Origin of the sequence: Geobacillus thermoleovorans, from assembly GCF_001610955.1 — a bacterium.
GTDB lineage: Bacteria > Bacillota > Bacilli > Bacillales > Anoxybacillaceae > Geobacillus > Geobacillus thermoleovorans.
In genome coordinates this window covers 2,787,746-2,806,372 of record NZ_CP014335.1, presented here as the reverse complement: position 1 = coordinate 2,806,372, position 18,627 = coordinate 2,787,746, and the positions used below count along the sequence as shown (strand labels likewise).

Sequence of the window (18,627 nt, the reverse complement as noted above, 5' to 3'; positions counted from 1 at the left end):
GTATGGCCATCATTTTGCTTCGGAAAGGATGCGATCCAGCTTGATTGCGGCGAATCCGACAGATTTAGAAGTGTATTTGTTTCATGAAGGCCGTTTGTATCAAAGTTATGAGCTGTTCGGCGCTCATGTCATCCGCGGCGGCGGAGCGGTCGGCACTCGCTTTTGCGTGTGGGCGCCCCATGCGCGGGAAGTCCGTCTTGTCGGCAGTTTCAACGATTGGAATGGGGCGAATTCCTCCCTGACGAAGGTGAACGACGAAGGGGTATGGACGATCGTTGTTCCAGAAAACTTGGAAGGGCATCTCTATAAATATGAGATCATCACACCGGATGGCCGTGTTCTGTTGAAAGCCGACCCGTACGCCTTTTACTCCGAATTGCGCCCTCATACCGCCTCGATTGTCTACGATTTGAAAGGATACGAGTGGAATGATTCACCTTGGCAGCGGAAGAAACGGCGAAAGCGGATTTATGACCAACCGATGGTCATTTATGAACTTCATTTCGGTTCGTGGAAAAAGAAACCGGACGGCCGCTTTTATACGTACCGTGAGATGGCCGACGAACTCATTCCGTACGTGCTGGAGCGCGGATTTACGCACATTGAGCTGCTTCCGCTTGTCGAGCATCCGCTCGATCGTTCGTGGGGATATCAAGGGACCGGCTATTATTCGGTGACAAGCCGCTATGGCACGCCGCACGATTTCATGTATTTCGTCGATCGCTGCCATCAAGCGGGGCTTGGCGTCATCATCGACTGGGTGCCGGGGCATTTTTGCAAGGACGCCCACGGGCTGTACATGTTTGACGGCGCGCCGACGTATGAATACGCGAATGAAAAAGACCGAGAAAATTACGTCTGGGGGACGGCGAATTTTGACTTGGGCAAGCCGGAAGTGCGCAGTTTTCTGATCTCCAATGCGTTGTTTTGGCTGGAGTATTACCATGTGGACGGGTTTCGCGTCGATGCGGTCGCCAATATGCTTTATTGGCCGAACAACGACCGGCTCTATGAAAATCCGTATGCGGTCGAGTTTTTGCGCCAGTTGAATGAGGCGGTGTTTGCCTATGACCCGAACGTCTTGATGATCGCTGAAGATTCGACCGACTGGCCTCGGGTGACCGCGCCGACGTACGATGGCGGCCTTGGGTTTAACTACAAGTGGAACATGGGCTGGATGAACGACATGCTGAAGTATATGGAAACGCCGCCGCATGAGCGGAAATACGCCCATAACCAAGTCAGTTTTTCCCTCCTTTATGCGTATTCGGAAAATTTCATTTTGCCATTTTCCCATGATGAAGTTGTGCATGGCAAAAAATCGCTGCTCAATAAAATGCCTGGGTCGTACGAAGAGAAGTTCGCCCAGCTGCGCCTATTGTATGGGTACATGATGGCCCACCCTGGGAAAAAGTTGTTGTTTATGGGCAATGAATTTGCCCAGTTTGACGAATGGAAGTTTGAGGGCGAGCTCGACTGGATGCTGTTTGATTTTGAGCTGCACCGGAAGATGGATGAGTATGTCAAGCAATTGATCGCCTGCTATAAACGGTATAAGCCGTTTTACGAGCTTGATCATGATCCGAGAGGGTTTGAATGGATTGACGTTCATAATGCCGAGCAAAGCATTTTTTCATTCATCCGCCGGGGGAAAAAAGAAGGTGATGTGCTGGTCATTGTTTGTAATTTCACAAATCAGGCGTATGACGATTACAAAGTCGGCGTGCCGCTTTTGGCGCCGTACCGCGAAGTGCTTAACAGCGATGCAGCGGAGTTTGGCGGTTCGGGACATGTCAACGGGAAGCGGCTTCCCGCTTTCAGTGAGCCGTTTCATGGAAAACCGTACCATGTGCGCATGACGATTCCGCCGTTTGGCATTTCCATTTTGCGGCCAGTGCAAAAACGAGGGGAGAGAAAGCAGAATGAAGAAGAAGTGCATCGCCATGTTATTGGCCGGCGGGCAAGGAAGCCGGCTTCGCTCGCTGACGAAAAACATCGCGAAACCAGCCGTGCCGTTTGGGGGGAAGTACCGGATCATTGATTTTACGTTGAGCAATTGCACGAACTCGGGCATTGACACAGTCGGGGTGTTGACCCAATATCAGCCGCTTCTTTTGCACTCGTACATCGGCATCGGAAGCGCATGGGATTTAGATCGAAGAAACGGGGGCGTCACCGTCCTTCCCCCTTACTCCGCCTCTTCCGGCGTCAAATGGTACGAAGGCACAGCGAACGCCATTTATCAAAATATGAATTATATTGAACAATACGACCCGGATTACGTTCTCGTGCTGTCTGGCGATCATATTTACAAGATGGATTACCAGCAGATGCTCGACTACCATATCGCCAAACAGGCGGATGCAACGATTTCCGTTATTGAAGTGCCGTGGGAAGAGGCGAGCCGATTCGGCATTATGAACACGAATGAAAACATGGAAATTGTCGAATTTGCCGAAAAGCCGGCCAATCCGAAAAGCAATTTGGCATCGATGGGCATTTACATTTTCAATTGGCCGTTATTGAGGGAGTATTTGCAAATCGACAACGCCGATCCGCATTCGTCGCACGACTTCGGCAAAGATGTGATTCCGCGGCTGCTTCGGGAGAACAAGCGGCTCGTGGCCTATCCGTTCAAAGGCTATTGGAAAGATGTCGGCACCGTCAAAAGCTTGTGGGAAGCCAACATGGATTTGCTCGATGAACACAATGAACTTGACTTGTTTGATCGCTCGTGGCGCATTTATTCGGTCAACCCGAACCAGCCGCCGCAATACATCGCTCCCGAGGCGGAAGTGAGCGATTCTCTCATCAATGAGGGATGCGTCGTGGAAGGAACGGTGGAGCGCTCGGTGCTGTTTCAAGGCGTCTGCATCGGCAAGGGAGCGGTTGTGAAAGAATCCGTCATTATGCCAGGGGCAACAGTTGGTGAAGGAGCGTATGTCGAGCGAGCGATCGTCACTCCGGAGATCGTCATCCCGCCGCATTCGACTGTGAGCCCGGGCGATGCTGATGATGACGTCGTGCTCGTAACGACCGAGTGGATCAAGCAACGGAATAAGGACACCGCAAGGAAGGATGGAGCACAATGAACAACAACATGATGTTGGGCGTCATCGACGCGACCACGTATATGGAGGCAATGGCGCCGCTTGTCGAGCAACGCTCAATCGCAGCGGTGCCGTTTGCCGGGCGGTATCGGCTCATTGATTTCGTGCTTTCAAGCATGGTCAACTCCGGCATTGAAAGCGTCGCGATTTTTCCGAAATACCAATATCGGTCGCTGATGGACCATTTAGGATCAGGGAAGAATTGGGATTTAAACCGAAAGCGGGACGGATTGTTTTTCTTCCCATCGCCGGACTTGTTGTTTTCCGGTGAGCGCCGGGTCGGGGCGTTTGCCCATTTTGAGCAGCATATCGACTATTTTTTGCGGAGTCGGCAAAAGTATGCGGTCATCGTCAATAGCTACACGGTGTGCAACATCGACTTTGACGCCGTCCTCGAGCGCCATATCGAACGCGGCTGCGATGTGACGCGAATTTGCCATCGCGGCGAGCCGCTGGAGATGTACGTGTTGGAGACGTCTCTTCTGCTTGATTTCATTGCCAATTATAAAAACCGCGGCTATCGAAGCATCGTCGATGTCGTCTGCGATAACTGTCATTCGCTGTCCATTTGCGACTATGAATACAGCGGGTATGCGGCCGTCATCGATTCGCTCGCCCGCTATTTCCGCGCGAGCATGGAGCTTCTTGACCGCAGTGTTTGGGAGCAGCTTTTTCTTCCATCGCGGCCGATTTATACGAAAGTGAAAGACGAGCCGCCGACGAAATACCGGCGGGAAGGGAATGTGAAGCGCTCGATGATCGCCAACGGCTGCGTCATTGAAGGAACGGTGGAAAACAGCGTCTTGTTTCGTTCCGTGAAAATCGGCAAAGGAGCCGTTGTGAAGAACAGCATCATTATGCAAAAATGCCAAATCGGCGATGGTTGTGTGCTTGATGGCGTCATCGTCGACAAAGACGCGAAAATCGAACCGGGGGTCGTTTTGCAAGGGACAGCGGAGCGGCCGTTTGTCGTTCGCAAAGGAACGGTGCAAGGGGAGGTCGTGAATCGATGAACGTGCTGTTTGCCGTATCAGAATGCGCCCCGTTTGTCAAATCGGGAGGATTGGCTGACGTCGCCGGCGCGCTGCCGAAAGAGCTGCGCCGGCTCGGCGTGGACGTCCGTGTTATGATGCCAAAGTATGAAACGATTGCTCTAAAGTGGAAAGAACGAATGGGCAAAGTGGCGGAGCTCGTCGTGCCGGTCGGGTGGCGCCGCCAGTATTGCGGCGTTGAGAAGCTCGAGCATGACGGGGTCGTCTATTACTTGATCGACAACGAATACTATTTCAAACGGCCGCAGCTGTACGGCCATGGTGACGACGGCGAGCGGTTCGCCTATTTTTGCCGGGCGGTGCTGGACGCGCTTCCGGCGATTTCGTTTCAGCCCGACATCATTCATTGCCATGACTGGCACACCGGCATGATTCCGTTTTTCTTGCGCGAGCAATACCGTCATGATCCGTTTTATGCGGATATCCGCACTATCTTTACGATTCACAACTTGCAGTTTCAAGGGCTGTTTCCGCGCGGGATTTTAGAGGATTTGTTGAATTTGGACGGACGGTATTTCACCGTCGACCATCTCGAGTTTTACGGAAGCGTCAGCTTTATGAAAGGGGCTCTTGTCGCCTCCGATTTGATTACGACGGTCAGCCCGACGTACAAAGAAGAGATTCAGACCGCCTATTACGGCGAGCGGCTTGACGGGCTGTTGCGGGCGCGGCGGGATGATTTGCTTGGCATTTTAAACGGCATTGACGACGAGTTTTACAACCCGGAAACCGATCCGTTTTTAGCGGCGACCTATAGCGTACATACGCGGGAAAGAAAAAAACTCAACAAGCGCGCTTTGCAGCGGCGGTTTGGTCTGCCAGAGCGGGATGATGCACCCGTTGTCGCAATGGTGACGCGAATGACGGCGCAAAAAGGGCTCGATTTAGTCACGTGCGTCTTTCATGATTTGATGCAGGAAGAGATGCAGCTTGTTGTGCTTGGAACGGGGGATTGGCGGTTTGAACAGTTTTTCTCGCAAATGGCGGCGGCCTATCCGGACAAAGTCGGGGTGTACATCGGCTTTCACGAACCGCTCGCCCATCAAATTTATGCGGGCGCGGACTTGTTTTTAATGCCGTCGTTGTTTGAACCGTGCGGGCTGAGCCAAATGATCGCGCTTCGGTATGGGACGATTCCGATCGTTCGGGAAACGGGCGGGCTGAACGATACGGTGCAATCGTACAATGAATTCACAGGAGAAGGGAACGGGTTCAGCTTTACGAACTTTAACGCCCACGACATGTTGTACACGATCCGCCGGGCGCTGTCGTTTTACCGCCAGCCGTCTGTCTGGGAGCGGCTCATGGAGCGGGCGATGCGCGGCGATTACAGCTGGCGCCGGTCGGCGAGGGAGTATCGAAAAGCGTACGAACAGCTGAACAAAAAGGGGGAAGACGCGCTTGTTCGCGGATAAAGAAACGTTTCAACGGGCGTTTGTGACGCGGGTCGAGGCGTTGTGCGGCAAACCGTTTGCGGAGTCGACGGCGCGCGATCATTATCATGTCCTTGGCCATATGGTGCGCGAACATATCAGCCGCCATTGGATCGCGACGAACGAGCGCTGCCGGGCGGAGCGGCGGAAGCAGGTGTACTATTTGTCGATCGAGTTTTTGCTCGGCCGTTTGCTCGGAAGCAACTTGTTAAACCTCGGTGTCCGCCCGATGGTCGAAGAGGGGCTTCGCGAGCTCGGCATCCGCCTCGAAGACGTCGAGGAGAGCGAGGCGGACGCTGGGCTTGGCAATGGCGGGCTCGGGCGGCTCGCCGCCTGTTTTCTTGACTCGCTCGCCACATTGAATTTGCCGGGCCACGGCCACGGCATTCGCTATAAACACGGGCTGTTTGATCAAAAAATCGTTGACGGCTATCAAGTCGAGCTGCCGGAGCAATGGCTGCGAAACGGGAACGTTTGGGAAATCCGGAAAGAAGAGCTGGCGGTCGAAGTTCGCTTCTGGGGAAGGGTCGAGGTGTCGGAACAAAACGGCCGCCTTGTGTTCCGCCATGTCGACAGCGAAAACGTGATGGCTGTGCCGTACGATATGCCGGTCATCGGCTTCGGGACGAACACGGTCAACACGCTCAGGCTTTGGAGCGCCGAGCCGGCGAAAACGTTCCCGCTTCATAAAGATGTGATGAAGTACAAACGGGAGACGGAAGCCATTTCGGAGTTTTTGTACCCGGACGATACGCACGATGAAGGCAAACTGCTGCGGTTAAAGCAGCAGTATTTTCTCGCCGCCGCCAGCCTCGGCAGCATCACTCGCGCCCATCGCCGCCAGCACGGGAGCTTGCGCCGCCTCCATGAATATGTCGCCATTCATATCAACGACACGCACCCCGCGCTTGCGATTCCGGAGTTGATGCGCATTTTGCTCGATGAGGAAGGGATGAGCTGGGAAGAGGCTTGGCACATTACGACCCATACGATCGCGTACACGAATCATACGACGCTGGCGGAAGCGCTGGAGAAATGGCCGATTCGTCTGTTTCAGCCGCTGTTGCCGCGCATTTATATGATCGTCGAGGAAATCAACGAACGGTTTTGCCGCGAGCTGTGGGAACGTTATCCCGGCGATTGGAGGCGGATTGAACAAATGGCCATCGTCGCCCACGGGATGGTGAAAATGGCGCACTTGGCCGTTGTTGCGAGCCATAGCGTCAACGGTGTGGCGAAACTGCATACGGACATATTGAAACAGCGGGAAATGCGCTTGTTTTACGAATGGGCGCCGCACAAGTTCAACAACAAAACGAACGGGGTGACGCATCGTCGCTGGCTGTTAAAGGCGAACCCGGAGCTGTCGGCGTTGATTACTGAAACGATTGGTCCGCGCTGGATCCGCGAGCCGGAAGCATTGATTGAGCTGAAGTCTTATGCTTCCGATCCGGCGTTTCAGCAGGCGTTGGCTGCGGTCAAACAGCAGCGGAAGGCGAGGCTCGCCGCCCGCATTTACGAAAAAACCGGGATTCGCGTGGACGAATCGTCCATTTTTGACGTGCAAGTGAAGCGGCTGCACGCTTATAAACGGCAGTTGTTAAACGTTTTGCACATTATGCATTTATACAATCGGCTGAAAGAAGACCCGTATGTTTCGATCCACCCGCGCACGTTCATTTTCGGAGCGAAAGCGTCGCCAGGCTATTACTACGCCAAGCGGATCATCAAGCTCATCCATTCGGTGGCGGATCAGGTGAACAACGATAAACGGACGAACGAGCAACTGAAGGTCATTTTTTTGGAAAATTACCGCGTATCGCTCGCGGAAGAAATCATTCCGGCCGCCGATGTGAGCGAGCAAATCTCAACAGCCAGCAAAGAAGCGTCCGGGACGGGCAACATGAAGTTTATGATGAACGGCGCCGTTACGCTTGGCACGCTGGATGGAGCGAACGTCGAAATCGCGGAAGCCGTCGGGGAGGACAACATGTTTTTGTTCGGACTGACGGCCGATGAAGTGCTCCGCTACTACGAACACGGAGGCTATCGGGCGCATGAGTATTACCATCATGACAAACGGATCAAGCAAGTTGTCGACCAGCTCATCAACGGCTTTTTCCCTGATGTCGGCGACTACTTTGAGCCGATTTACGACTCGCTGCTGGCGCAAAACGACGAATATTTTGTGCTGCGCGACTTTGCCGCCTACGCCGAGGCGCACGAGCGGGTTGAGGCCGCTTACCGCGATCCGGCGCGCTGGTGGCGGATGAGCGCCGTCAACATCGCCCATTCCGGCCGTTTCGCCAGCGATCGGACCGTAGCGGAATACGCCGCCGAAATTTGGGGTCTTTTGCCGTCGGGGGAACGTTTCTCAACTTAGGAAAGGACGTTTTTGGGCTGCTTTTTCATTCAATCATCGTCCTTTTAGGGAATTTCGAGGGGGAAGGCAGAAAAGCAAAAGGGCGTTCCGTTTGGCCGGAGCGCCCTTTCTCGCTTAGTCGTCGCCGTCGAGCCAGTCGCCGATGCCGCCGAGGATGCTGCCTTCGCCGACCGACCGTCCGCCGGCGCTCGGGGCGGCAATTTCGACAAACTGCATGTCATCGCCGTACAGCCGGTAATCGATCTCATGTGCGTTCATCATTTCGCCTCCATTCGGATCATATGACGTTCTGCTCTGTACTACGGAAAACGGCATCGGCCCGTTTCACAAAAAAGACCATCTTGCCGATGGCCTTTTTCATGGAGTTGTTTCCCCAAAATGCTGCTGGGACGGTCTTTCATCGTACCGGCGGTAGCTGTCTGTCGATGTATACGGGTCTTTTTCATACGCCGGCAAATCGCCGATGTTCGACATGATGCCTTCGTCATCCAATATGTTTTCCAGCAGCTCATGCTCCCGCGTCGGGTACACACGTACGTGTCTGCCATGCAAATCGACGGCCGCGAAATTTTCCAAGTCTTCGACATAGCCGACGTTCTCTTCCGACTCGGCATACACTTCGCTGTAGGAATCGACGTTTTTGCCAAGGTCCGAAGGGGTGTCGGATGTGCCGTAGCGGGCTGCTTCCTGCCATGCATCTTCCGCGTCGTAAGCGACCGATTCCGCGCGGTCATCGAAATCGAATTTGCCAAACGGCGGCATAAGCACGCCCTCTTCAAGCGGCCGCTTTTGCGACACCGTTTGATCCGGGCTGTGCTCGCGGCAGTAGAGTGTTGTCGGCAGCGCCTCGAGCCGTTCGTATGGGATCGGCCGGCCGCATACGCGGCACGTTCCGTATGTGCCGTCGGCGATGGCGCCAAGCGCCCGTTCAATCTCGCGAACTTCGCGCTCGGCATGCTCCTTTAGGGCGAGATCTTTTTCCCGCTCATACAGCTCTGTCGCCTCATCGGCCGGATGGTTGTCGTAGCTCGCCAGCTCACCGACCGCATCGTGGGCGTGGCTGCGGATCATGCCGAAATGGTCGTTTTGCTTCAGCCGGTCTTCCGTCTCCCGTTTCATGTCGAGCAGTCTTGAGCGGAGGGCGGCAAGCTGTTCGTTCGTCAGCATCAGTCGCAATCCCTTCCTTCGCAGTAGCGTCTATATGGTGTAGTATGGGCGAAAATCAAAAAAAAAAACACGGTCATGTTGACCGTGTTACAGCCAATGGGCAATGAGCAAGCCAGCGGCGAGCAAAAAGCCGAACTGTGTATTCGTTTGCGCCGTCGCCTTCATGGCCGGCATCATCTCGATCGGCTTGATTTTGCCGATAAATCCGCGCGTCGCGGCGATTGCTTTTGGAATGCTCAATAAAGCGAGCAGCGCCCAAAACGGCACGATCTGAAACACCGCAAGCGCGGCCGTCCAAAGAAAGGCAACGGCGAACATGGCAGCGAGCAGGCGGATGGCCCAATCGCGGCCAATCAAAATGGCGAGCGTCTTTCGCCCTTTTTCACGGTCGCCGTCCAAGTCGCGAATATTGTTCGCCAGCAAAATGGCGCCGACCAAAATCGCGATCGGAATGGCGGTGAGCACGGCGCCGCCGCTGATATAGCCCGTTTGGATGAAAAATGAAATCAAAATGATGACAAAGCCCATAAAAAACCCAGCCGCCAGTTCGCCAAACGGCGTATAGGCGATCGGAACCGGCCCTCCGGTGTAAAAATAACCGGCCGCCATGCAAATCGTTCCGACAACGGCGAGCCACCAACTGCTTTCGGCGCAAATGTAGATGCCGATGAGCATAGCCAACCCAAGACAGCCAAACGCCAACGCCAGCACCGTTTTCGGCTTGAGGCCGTCGCGGACGATGGCGCCGCCGATGCCGACCGACTCCGGTGAATCGAGGCCGCGTTGATAATCGTAGTATTCGTTGAACATGTTCGTCGCCGCCTGAATCAACAAAGAGGCGATCATCATCGCGGCAAACAGCAGCCAATCGATCGATGTTTCGCCAAGCGCCAGCACCGTGCCGACGCATACGGGCACAAATGCCGCCGTCAGCGTATGCGGGCGCGTCAGCCGCCAAAAGACGCGCCAGTCGCGGCGCGCCGGCGGGCGATGGTCCATATGTGTGAATGATTGCATATTCATTCCCCTTAGATTCTGTGAAAATGTCATTCGTTTATGTCCAAAATAAGTGTAGGCAAACGTTGAAAGCATGTCAACCCTTCCCGATAGATAAATGATTTCCTATTATATTATAATGGGAAGTGGGGATGGAGGGGGAATTTTACGACAGAAAGCGTGAGGAACGTGGCGATTGGATTTCGACATCACCTGCAGCAACAATTGCATAGATTGGCGGTGAATGCAGGGCGGCCGTTTGTCAGCTGGGCGGAACCGTGGGAGGGCGTTGATCCGGTTTCTTTTTTTATGCAAGGGCCGTCATGCGGCTTCCGCGAACGGTTTTTTTGGGCGGATCGAACCGGAGGCACGATATTGGTCGGCCTCGGCTCCGTTTATGCGATCGAAACGGAGAAGGCCGACAGCCGGTTTGATGACGTGGAAGCGGGCCGGCGCCGATGGAAGAAGGAGATGGAGCCATACGGCGCGGCCGATGCGCCGCCGTTATTGTTTGGCGGATTTTCGTTTGACCCCTATCGGCCGGGCACCGACATGTGGCGCGGCTTTCCGGCCGGGAAGCTCGTGGCGCCGGCCGCGCTTCTTGCCGTAAGAAACGGCAAAACGACGTTGACCGTCACCGTCCCAACGGACAAAAGAGGACGGGACTGGGAGCGGGTCGGGCGCTTGCTTGAGCGGATCAGCGACCCCATGGCCGCTCCAAAGCGGCTTCCGCGCCTTGTGTCAGACGAAGAAGAAGAGAAAGAACGATGGTTGGCGGCTGTTCGCGAAGCGATCGCCTCGATTCGGGCGGGGGCGTTGGACAAGGTGGTGCTCGCCCGCGCTCGGCGCCTGGCGTTTGCCAAAACGGTGGATGCCGCGGCCGTACTCCAGCGGCTTCGCGAGCAGCAGCCGTTTGCTTACATTTTTGCGTTTGAACAGGACGGCCGCTGTTTTATCGGGGCTTCCCCTGAGCAGCTTGTCCAAAAAGAAGGGAAAATGTGCCGGTCGGTTTGCCTCGCCGGATCGGTGCGCCGCGGGGCCGATATGGAGGAAGACGAGCGGCTTGGCGCTTGGCTGCGGGCAGATCGAAAAAACAACGAAGAACATCAGTTTGTTGTGCAAATGATCGGCCGCTTGTTTTCTTCCGTCTGCGAGACGGTCGAGATGCCGCCCGCACCGCAGCTGCTCAAGCTGCCGCACATCCAGCATTTATGCACTCCGGTTGTCGGCCGTGGCTCCCGCGAGCGCTCGGTGCTCCGCTTAGTGGAAATGATGCATCCGACACCCGCGCTCGGCGGAACGCCGCGCGATCGAGCGCTGGAGGTGATCCGCGCCCTTGAGCCGCTTGACCGCGGATGGTATGCAGCGCCGATCGGCTGGGTGGATGGCGAAGGCAATGGGGAATGGGCGGTCGCCATTCGCTCCGCCTTGCTCGCCGGGAAGGAAGCCATGCTGTTTGCCGGCTGCGGCATTGTCGCCGATTCCGACCCAAACAGCGAATATGAAGAGACAAATGTGAAAATGGCCCCGATGTTATCGGCGTTGGGAGTGATGAACGATGGCTGATGCCTTGTCTGTTTATGCAGCGGCATTGGTGGACGGATTGGCGCAGGCCGGGGTGACGGAGGCGGTGATCAGCCCCGGTTCGCGCTCGACGCCGCTTGCGATGGCGATGGCGGCCCACCCTGGCCTTCGACTATATATGAATATCGATGAGCGGTCGGCCGCGTTTTTCGCCCTCGGCTTGGCGAAAGCGAAGCAGCGTCCGGTCGCGCTCGTATGCACGTCCGGAACGGCGGCGGCCAACTATGGGCCCGCGGTTGTCGAGGCATACTATTCGCGCGTGCCGCTCGTGGTGCTGACGGCCGACCGGCCGCATGAACTGCGCGATGTCGGGGCGCCGCAGGCGATTGATCAGCTGCACTTATACGGACGCTACGCCAAGTGGTTTGTGGACTTGGCGCTGCCGGAAGAGGCGGATGATATGCTGCGATACGCGCGGACGATGGCGGCAAGAGCCGTCCAAACGGCCGCCGGTGCACCGTGCGGGCCTGTGCATGTGAACGCGCCGTTTCGCGAGCCGCTTGTCCCGCATATCGATGAGGCGGTTTGGGAGCGGGTGCGGTCTGTTTCGAGAGCGCCGCAAGTGTGGCACGGCCGCCCAGCGCTGCCGCAAGAAAGCGTATCGGCGCTGTATGAGCAGCTGTCGGCGGCGGAACGCGGGTTGATCGTCTGCGGGCCGCTCGATCGCCCTGGGTTTGCCGAGGCGGTCACCGAGTTGGCGCGGGCGCTTGATTTTCCGATTTTGGCCGATCCGCTTTCCCAGTTGCGCGCCGGTACGCATGACAAAACGTACGTGCTGGACAGCTATGATGCCATATTGCGGGAGGAAACCGCCGCTTCCAAGCTTGTGCCGGATGTGGTGCTTCGGTTCGGCGCCATGCCGGTGTCGAAGCCGCTCTTTTTATGGCTCAAGCGCCATCGCGCGATTCGTCAAATTGTTGTCGACGACGGCGGCTGGCGCGATCCAACGTTGTCCGCGGACAGCTTCGTTCAGAGTGATGAACTGATTCTTTGCCGCCAGCTTCTTGAATGGGCGAAACCGAAAGAAAACAAAAGCGCGTGGTCGGCGATATGGCTAGAGATGAACGCGATCGCCCGCGCGGCGCTTGAGCGCCATCTGCCAAAAGAAGAATGGTTTGAAGGGAAAGTGTTCACGGAGCTTGCCGATTTGCTTCCAGCCGGGGCGGCGCTGTTTGTCGGCAACAGCATGCCGATTCGCGATGCGGATACGTTTCTCTTTGCGACGGACAAGCCGCTTCGCGTTTTGGCCAACCGCGGCGCCAACGGCATTGACGGAGTCGTCTCGAGCGCCTTGGGCGCAAGCGTTGCCGCGAACCCGCTTGTGCTGGTGATCGGCGACTTGTCGTTTTACCACGATGTAAATGGCTTGTTGGCGGCGAAGATGCATTCGTTGTCAGCTACCATTGTGTTGTTGAACAACAACGGCGGCGGCATTTTCTCGTTTTTGCCGCAGGCGCGCCATAAAGGGGCGTTTGAAACGCTGTTTGGCACGCCGACGGATTTGTCGTTTGCCCACGCCGTCGAGATGTACGGCGGCCGCCATACGGTGCCGCACAATTGGGCGGAGTTCCGCCGCCATGTATCGGAATCGCTGTCGTCAGGCGGGCTTCATGTCATTGAAGTGCGCACGTCGCGCGCGGAAAATGTCCGAATGCATCGATTATTGTGGAACGAGGTTGCTCGGGAAATCGCGAAATGTCTCGAATGAAGAGGATTGGCATGACCATGATGGTGAATGGGGTTTGTTACCATGTGGAACAATACGGAGAAGGAGAGCCGCTTCTGTTGCTTCACGGGTTTACGGGCAGCGCGGACACGTGGCGGCCGCTCGCCCCGTTTTGGCCGGACTTCCGTGTGATGGCCGTCGACTTGTTGGGCCATGGGCGGACCGAGGCGCCAAAGGACGCCCGACGGTATCGGATCGAACACGCGGCGGCTGACTTGGCGGCGCTCCTTGACGAATGGGGCGTCGAACAAGTGAACGTGCTCGGCTACTCGATGGGCGGCCGGCTCGCGTTGGCGTTCGCCGTTTGGCATCCGCGCCGCGTTCGCCGCTTAGTGCTGGAAAGCAGTTCGCCCGGCTTGGAGACAGAGGAGGAGCGGCGCGCGCGGCGGGAAGCGGATGAGGCGTTGGCGCGAAAGATCGAAACGGAAGGCGTCCGTGCTTTTGTCGATGATTGGGAAAAAATCCCGCTGTTTGCCACTCAGCAGACGCTCCCGGATCCGGTGCGAGCGGCGATTCGCCGCGAGCGGCTCCGCCATACGGCAACGGGGCTTGCCAACAGTTTGCGCGGGATGGGGACCGGCGTGCAGCCGTCGTTTTGGGAACGGCTTGGCGAACTTGCCATGCCTGTGCTCCTTGTTTGCGGGGAGCGCGATGAGAAGTTTTGCCGCATCGCCGCCCAAATGCACGAGCGGCTGCCCAACAGCGAACTTATCTGTGTAAAAGGAGCCGGACATGCAATTCACGTGGAACAGCCCGGCATTTTTGCTAAAATAGTAAGTGAATTCATGACAAAGGGGGAAGTGTAAATGCCGTTTGAATGGGTGAAGCAGTACGACTATGAGGATATTATTTACGAAACGTACAACGGCATCGCCAAAATTACGATCAACCGTCCGGAAGTACATAACGCGTTTCGGCCGAAAACGGTGAACGAGATGATCGATGCGTTTACGAAAGCGCGCGATGATTCGAATATCGGCGTCATCATTTTGACCGGCGCCGGCGGCAAGGCGTTTTGCTCGGGCGGGGACCAAAAAGTGCGCGGCCATGGCGGCTATGTCGGCGAGGATGAAATTCCGCGCCTCAATGTGCTTGATTTGCAGCGGCTCATCCGCGTCATTCCGAAGCCGGTCATTGCGATGGTCGCCGGCTATGCCATCGGCGGTGGGCATGTGCTTCATGTCGTATGCGATTTGACGATCGCCGCGGACAACGCCATCTTCGGCCAAACCGGGCCGAAAGTGGGAAGCTTTGACGGCGGCTATGGCGCCGGTTATTTGGCCCGCATCGTCGGCCATAAAAAGGCGCGGGAAATTTGGTATTTATGCCGTCAGTACACGGCGCAAGAAGCGCTCGAAATGGGGCTGGTCAACAAAGTCGTGCCGCTTGAGCAGCTTGAAGAAGAAACGGTCAAATGGGCGCAAGAAATTTTGGAAAAAAGCCCGACGGCCATTCGCTTCTTAAAAGCGGCGTTCAACGCCGACTCCGACGGCTTGGCCGGCATCCAACAGCTCGCCGGCGACGCGACGCTTCTCTTCTACACGACCGAAGAGGCGAAGGAAGGAATGCGGGCGTTCAAAGAAAAACGGAAGCCGGACTTCAGCCAATTCCCGCGCTTCCCGTGATGAGAACGAAGAAGCAGCTTGATGGCGCGTCAAGCTGCTTTTTGTCGCTTTTCCGAAGGGAGGAATCCTTTCGCTGGCCGTCGGCGGAGGAGGGGGCAAGAAAGGAGGACGCTAGATGACAACGATGCCAAACTGGCTGAAGCAGCGGGCGTTTTTAACCCCGGAGCGAATCGCCGTGAGCGACGGGCGGCGGACAAAAACGTTTGCCGAATTGTATGAAGCGGCTGCCGTCTGGGCGCGGCGCCTCGCTCAAGCAGGCGTCAAGGAAGGAGATATTGTCGCCTTGCTGATGAAAAATCGCATCGAGATGATCGAGATCATCCATGCGTTGTTTTTTCTCGGCGCCCGCGTCCTGTTGCAAAACGTGCGCCTTACGTCCTATGAGCTTGGCTGGCAGCTTGATGACAGCGGCGCGCGGCTTGCCATCGCCGATGAGGAGCTAGCCGGGAGCCTTGACGGCGATGGACGCGTTCTGACTGTGGGCGCGGTTGCCGCGCTTCCGGAAGTGGACGTCTCCTTAAAAGAAACGTGCGATTTGGAGGAAGTCGCCACGATCATGTATACGTCCGGGACGACCGGCACTCCGAAAGGCGTCTTGCAAACGTACGGCAACCATTGGTGGAGCGCGGTCGGTTCGGCGCTCAATTTAGGCTTGCATGAGCGCGACTGCTGGCTGGCCGCCGTGCCGCTGTTTCATATCAGCGGCCTGTCGATCGCCATGCGCAGCGTCATTTATGGCATGCCGATGCGGCTGCAAACGTCATTCGACCCAAAGGAAGCAAACGCATGGATCATGCGCGGCGACGTGACGATCATGTCGGTCGTGGCTGCCATGCTTCAGCGGATGGTGGCCGAGCTCGGGGAAGCGCGCTACCCCGATACGTTCCGCTGCATGCTGCTGGGGGGCGGGCCGGCGCCGCGCCCGCTGCTTGAGGCATGCAAAGAAAAGGGCATCCCGGTGTACCAGACATACGGGATGACGGAAACGGCGTCGCAAATCGCAACACTCGCGCCGGAATACAGTTTGACGAAGCTCGGTTCGGCCGGCAAGCCGCTTTTTCCGGCGGAGCTTTGCATCCTAAAAGACGGAAAGCCGGCTGCGCCGCATGAAGCGGGGGAAATTGTCGTCAAAGGGCCGAATGTGACAAAAGGATATTGGCAACGCCCGGAAGCGACGGCGCAAGCGATCCGCGGCGGCTGGTTTTTTACCGGCGATATCGGCTATCTTGATGAAGACGGATTTTTGTACGTCCTTGACCGCCGTTCTGACTTGATCATTTCCGGCGGCGAAAACGTCTATCCCGCTGAGGTGGAGGCGGTGCTGCTGTCGCATCCCGATGTGGAAGAAGCCGGGGTGACGGGCGTCGAGAATGAAACGTGGGGGCAAGTGCCGTATGCGTTCGTCCGCCTGAAACGCGGAGCGTCGCCAGACGAAGCGGCCCTTCGCGCGTTTTGCCGCGAGCGGCTGGCGAAATATAAAGTGCCGGCCCGCATTTACTTCGTCGACGAACTGCCGCGCAACGCCGCGCAAAAACTGCTGCGACGCGAACTGAAAAGGCTCATTCCAAAAACGGAACAAACCTTTTGATAGGAGTAAAAACGCCTGTTCGGAAGCAGAAAAGGCAGGACCTCGCCTAAGTCGAGGTTCCTGCCTTTTTGCCGCTGCCATTCCCGCGGCGTTCCGACCGGGAGGCATGGCGTTCGCCGAATCGAAGCCCTTGCTTTTAGACCGCTGCGATCCAGCTTCATCCGTCCGCTTTGTCCCCTGTTGGAGGACGGCAGTCAAACGTCATCCCTTGCACGACCGATTTCCATCGCGCAGATGGAAACATAGGGATGGCCATCCAACGTCGTTTTTTGCTCCACCTGGCGTTTGTTCCGAAATGGACGGCCCTCAAACGTCATCCATCCACCCGAGTTCAGCGGCCCGATGGGCGATGAGCCGTTCAATCTCAGGTGGGAGCTGATCAAACGAACCGAACTCATAATCCCACAAACGGGCGAAGGAGTCGATGCAAGCTGGGTATGTTCCTAAAGCGGCCCGCTTCATTTCCGTTTGCAGCGCTTGAATGAGGCTGGCGCGTTTGTCCATCGTCATCCCCCTCGAACGATGCAAGCGCCGCCCGGTTGGCCGGGCAGCGCCTCGTTGGTCTCGCATCATGCTTTATGGGCCGGAACAAACGTTTTGCAGTCTGTTTCCGTTGAATCAGACGCCATTTTTCCTGCATGGCTGACCACGTAAATGGCTTCAGCGCTGCAGCGATTCCCTTCTGCCCAATAACGGCAGTTGTGCACTTCGCAAAGAACATCTTTCGCCATGGTCATCCCCCTTGTCGTGATGAAATCGCCCGCCTCTATAGTTTGACGCATTTGCAGGCATTTTATCCATCTCTAACCGAGAAGACTCCCGCTTCCATGATCAACGGAAGCAGGGGTAATCGGCGGCTTCCATCATGGTTGTTCTCCCACGCCGCCCCAAATATAAAAGAAGGACTTCGCGCAGAAATGGCGTTTCCTTCTTTACCATCGTTGAAGCGGGGGCTCATCGCCCCAAAAAATGATGAAAATATCTCTTGTTATAATTGACATAGAAAATCATTCTCAATTAAAATAAAAAAGAAAGAAGCGAGCAAAGGAGGCTTTCGTGATGGCATCACTGCTTGTTGTCGGAGCCGATCATTTAGGCCATATTACCGATAAATTGGAGCGTTCCGGATTCCGGGAAATCATTCATCTCAATGGACGAAAAGTGAATATGGTGAGACGTGACATTCCGGAGCATGTCGACGCCATATTGGTCATGATCGATTACGTAAACCATAATTTGGCGAAGAAAGTGAAAGAGAAGGCGAAAAGCAAAGACAAGCCTATTTATTTTGCGAAACGGTCATGGAGCTCGATAAACGCTGTATTGGAGCAGCTGGAAAAACATGCATGAACAAACAGGAGGCGAGCCATGGTGCCTATCCATCACGAGACGTTGGATGTCTGGCCGTATGCGCTGCGCCGGTTTCTTCGCCGCGTCATTCAAGCGTATTGCGACACCGCTCCTTCGCTGCGGTCGCCGCTTTGCTTGCTTCGGTTGATTGATCAGCACCGTTCGCTCCTTCCTTTGTCGATGTTTCCGACGCCGTTGCATTACGGACTTGTGCTGGCCAAGGTGACGGATCATTTGCTGCAGTTTTTCGGTTCGATGGAAGAGGCGGCATGCAAGCCGCTGCTGCTGGCGGACGGCGGATTGGGCGAAGAAGCGGATCGGGAGTTGTACATCGTTTACCGCGACCGGGTTCGCGTGCTGCTGTGGTGTGAGGAAGAGGAAGCCATTCGGCGATGCAAAGAAACGGCGTCGTCCTTATGCCGCAAAACAATCGGACGTTGTCCGAACGAACTGGAATGCTGCTTTTTATGGACGGGCGGACGCCGCATTGAGTGGATTCCGGCTTAAGGGAAGGAGAAAGAGGCATGAAAAGCGTCTTTCTCGGGTGGAATGTGATGGAACGGATTCCGGCTTGAATGAAGGGGATCGCCGGCGTATAATGAAATAGGTTGAA

Annotated in this window: 17 protein-coding genes; 12 read left to right on the top strand and 5 right to left on the bottom strand. The window is 56.0% G+C overall.

Features of this window, described 5'->3' with window-relative positions; all coding sequences use genetic code 11:
* Positions 1-28: 28 nt before the first annotated feature.
* Genes glgB through GT3570_RS14080 form a run of 5 tightly spaced genes read left to right on the top strand, consistent with a single transcriptional unit; the run spans position 29 to position 7,978 of the window.
* Positions 29-2,041 carry a 1,4-alpha-glucan branching enzyme gene (gene glgB / locus GT3570_RS14100; protein WP_318258103.1) on the top strand — a complete coding sequence of 671 codons (2,013 nt, stop codon included), beginning with the start codon at positions 29-31 and terminating at the stop codon, positions 2,039-2,041.
* A complete protein-coding gene (locus tag GT3570_RS14095) occupies positions 1,923-3,092 on the top strand; it encodes a glucose-1-phosphate adenylyltransferase (protein ID WP_025038910.1) in 1,170 nt (389 codons plus the stop codon). The genes glgB and GT3570_RS14095 overlap by 119 nt, the downstream gene beginning before the upstream one ends.
* On the top strand, positions 3,089-4,123 hold the full coding sequence (locus GT3570_RS14090) for a GlgC family sugar phosphate nucleotidyltransferase (RefSeq protein WP_014196616.1): 1,035 nt from the start codon (positions 3,089-3,091) through the stop codon (positions 4,121-4,123). The genes GT3570_RS14095 and GT3570_RS14090 overlap by 4 nt, the downstream gene beginning before the upstream one ends.
* The gene (gene glgA / locus GT3570_RS14085; RefSeq protein WP_023633416.1) at positions 4,120-5,577 is read left to right on the top strand and encodes a glycogen synthase GlgA; all 1,458 of its coding nucleotides are present in this window, start codon (positions 4,120-4,122) and stop codon (positions 5,575-5,577) included. The genes GT3570_RS14090 and glgA overlap by 4 nt, the downstream gene beginning before the upstream one ends.
* A complete protein-coding gene (locus GT3570_RS14080; protein WP_023633417.1) occupies positions 5,564-7,978 on the top strand; it encodes a glycogen/starch/alpha-glucan phosphorylase in 2,415 nt (804 codons plus the stop codon). Before glgA ends, GT3570_RS14080 begins: the two co-directional genes overlap by 14 nt.
* Positions 7,979-8,092: 114 nt before the next feature.
* Here the strand turns inward: GT3570_RS14080 and GT3570_RS18790 are convergent, their stop codons facing one another.
* From GT3570_RS18790 to GT3570_RS14070, 3 genes are all read right to left on the bottom strand, one after another.
* Positions 8,093-8,236, bottom strand: coding sequence for a hypothetical protein (locus GT3570_RS18790; protein ID WP_021322715.1), 144 nt, complete (start codon positions 8,234-8,236; stop codon positions 8,093-8,095).
* Positions 8,237-8,335: 99 nt separating this feature from the next.
* Positions 8,336-9,145 (bottom strand): yteA family sporulation protein, encoded by an 810-nt coding sequence (locus GT3570_RS14075; protein ID WP_014196611.1) that lies wholly within the window; start codon positions 9,143-9,145, stop codon positions 8,336-8,338.
* 87 nt (positions 9,146-9,232) lie between these two features.
* Positions 9,233-10,162: a 1,4-dihydroxy-2-naphthoate polyprenyltransferase gene (locus GT3570_RS14070; protein WP_011232349.1), complete on the bottom strand. Its 930-nt coding sequence runs from the start codon at positions 10,160-10,162 to the stop codon at positions 9,233-9,235.
* A gap of 168 nt (positions 10,163-10,330) precedes the next feature.
* Between GT3570_RS14070 and GT3570_RS14065 the strand changes: the two genes are divergently transcribed.
* The 5 genes from GT3570_RS14065 (at position 10,331) to GT3570_RS14045 (ending at position 16,664) form a co-directional block, all read left to right on the top strand.
* Positions 10,331-11,707 (top strand): isochorismate synthase, encoded by a 1,377-nt coding sequence (locus tag GT3570_RS14065; RefSeq protein ID WP_042381875.1) that lies wholly within the window; start codon positions 10,331-10,333, stop codon positions 11,705-11,707.
* Positions 11,700-13,433, top strand: a complete 1,734-nt coding sequence (gene menD / locus GT3570_RS14060) for a 2-succinyl-5-enolpyruvyl-6-hydroxy-3-cyclohexene-1-carboxylic-acid synthase (protein ID WP_014196609.1) — start codon at positions 11,700-11,702, stop codon at positions 13,431-13,433. The genes GT3570_RS14065 and menD overlap by 8 nt, the downstream gene beginning before the upstream one ends.
* 11 nt (positions 13,434-13,444) lie before the next feature.
* Complete coding sequence (gene menH, locus GT3570_RS18545; RefSeq protein WP_020278047.1) at positions 13,445-14,257, top strand: 2-succinyl-6-hydroxy-2,4-cyclohexadiene-1-carboxylate synthase; 813 nt, start codon at positions 13,445-13,447, stop codon at positions 14,255-14,257.
* Entirely contained in the window at positions 14,258-15,076 is an 819-nt protein-coding gene (gene menB, locus GT3570_RS18540) for a 1,4-dihydroxy-2-naphthoyl-CoA synthase (RefSeq protein ID WP_011232345.1), read from the top strand.
* Positions 15,077-15,191: 115 nt separating this feature from the next.
* Positions 15,192-16,664, top strand: a complete 1,473-nt coding sequence (locus GT3570_RS14045) for an o-succinylbenzoate--CoA ligase (RefSeq protein WP_062898895.1) — start codon at positions 15,192-15,194, stop codon at positions 16,662-16,664.
* A gap of 306 nt (positions 16,665-16,970) precedes the next feature.
* On the opposite strand, the gene GT3570_RS14040 is transcribed toward GT3570_RS14045, so the two are convergent.
* On the bottom strand, positions 16,971-17,168 hold the full coding sequence (locus GT3570_RS14040; protein WP_011232343.1) for a hypothetical protein: 198 nt from the start codon (positions 17,166-17,168) through the stop codon (positions 16,971-16,973).
* A 65-nt stretch (positions 17,169-17,233) separates the two neighbouring features.
* The gene (locus GT3570_RS18135; protein ID WP_011232342.1) at positions 17,234-17,395 is read right to left on the bottom strand and encodes a DUF1540 domain-containing protein; all 162 of its coding nucleotides are present in this window, start codon (positions 17,393-17,395) and stop codon (positions 17,234-17,236) included.
* Between the two features lie 328 nt (positions 17,396-17,723).
* Here GT3570_RS18135 and GT3570_RS14035 point away from each other — a divergent pair, with 328 nt between their 5' ends.
* Both GT3570_RS14035 and GT3570_RS14030 read left to right on the top strand, forming a co-directional pair.
* Positions 17,724-18,014, top strand: a complete 291-nt coding sequence (locus GT3570_RS14035) for a DUF2325 domain-containing protein (protein WP_011232341.1) — start codon at positions 17,724-17,726, stop codon at positions 18,012-18,014.
* Between the two features lie 18 nt (positions 18,015-18,032).
* A complete protein-coding gene (locus tag GT3570_RS14030) occupies positions 18,033-18,521 on the top strand; it encodes a hypothetical protein (RefSeq protein WP_013524470.1) in 489 nt (162 codons plus the stop codon).
* Positions 18,522-18,627 lie beyond the last annotated feature (106 nt).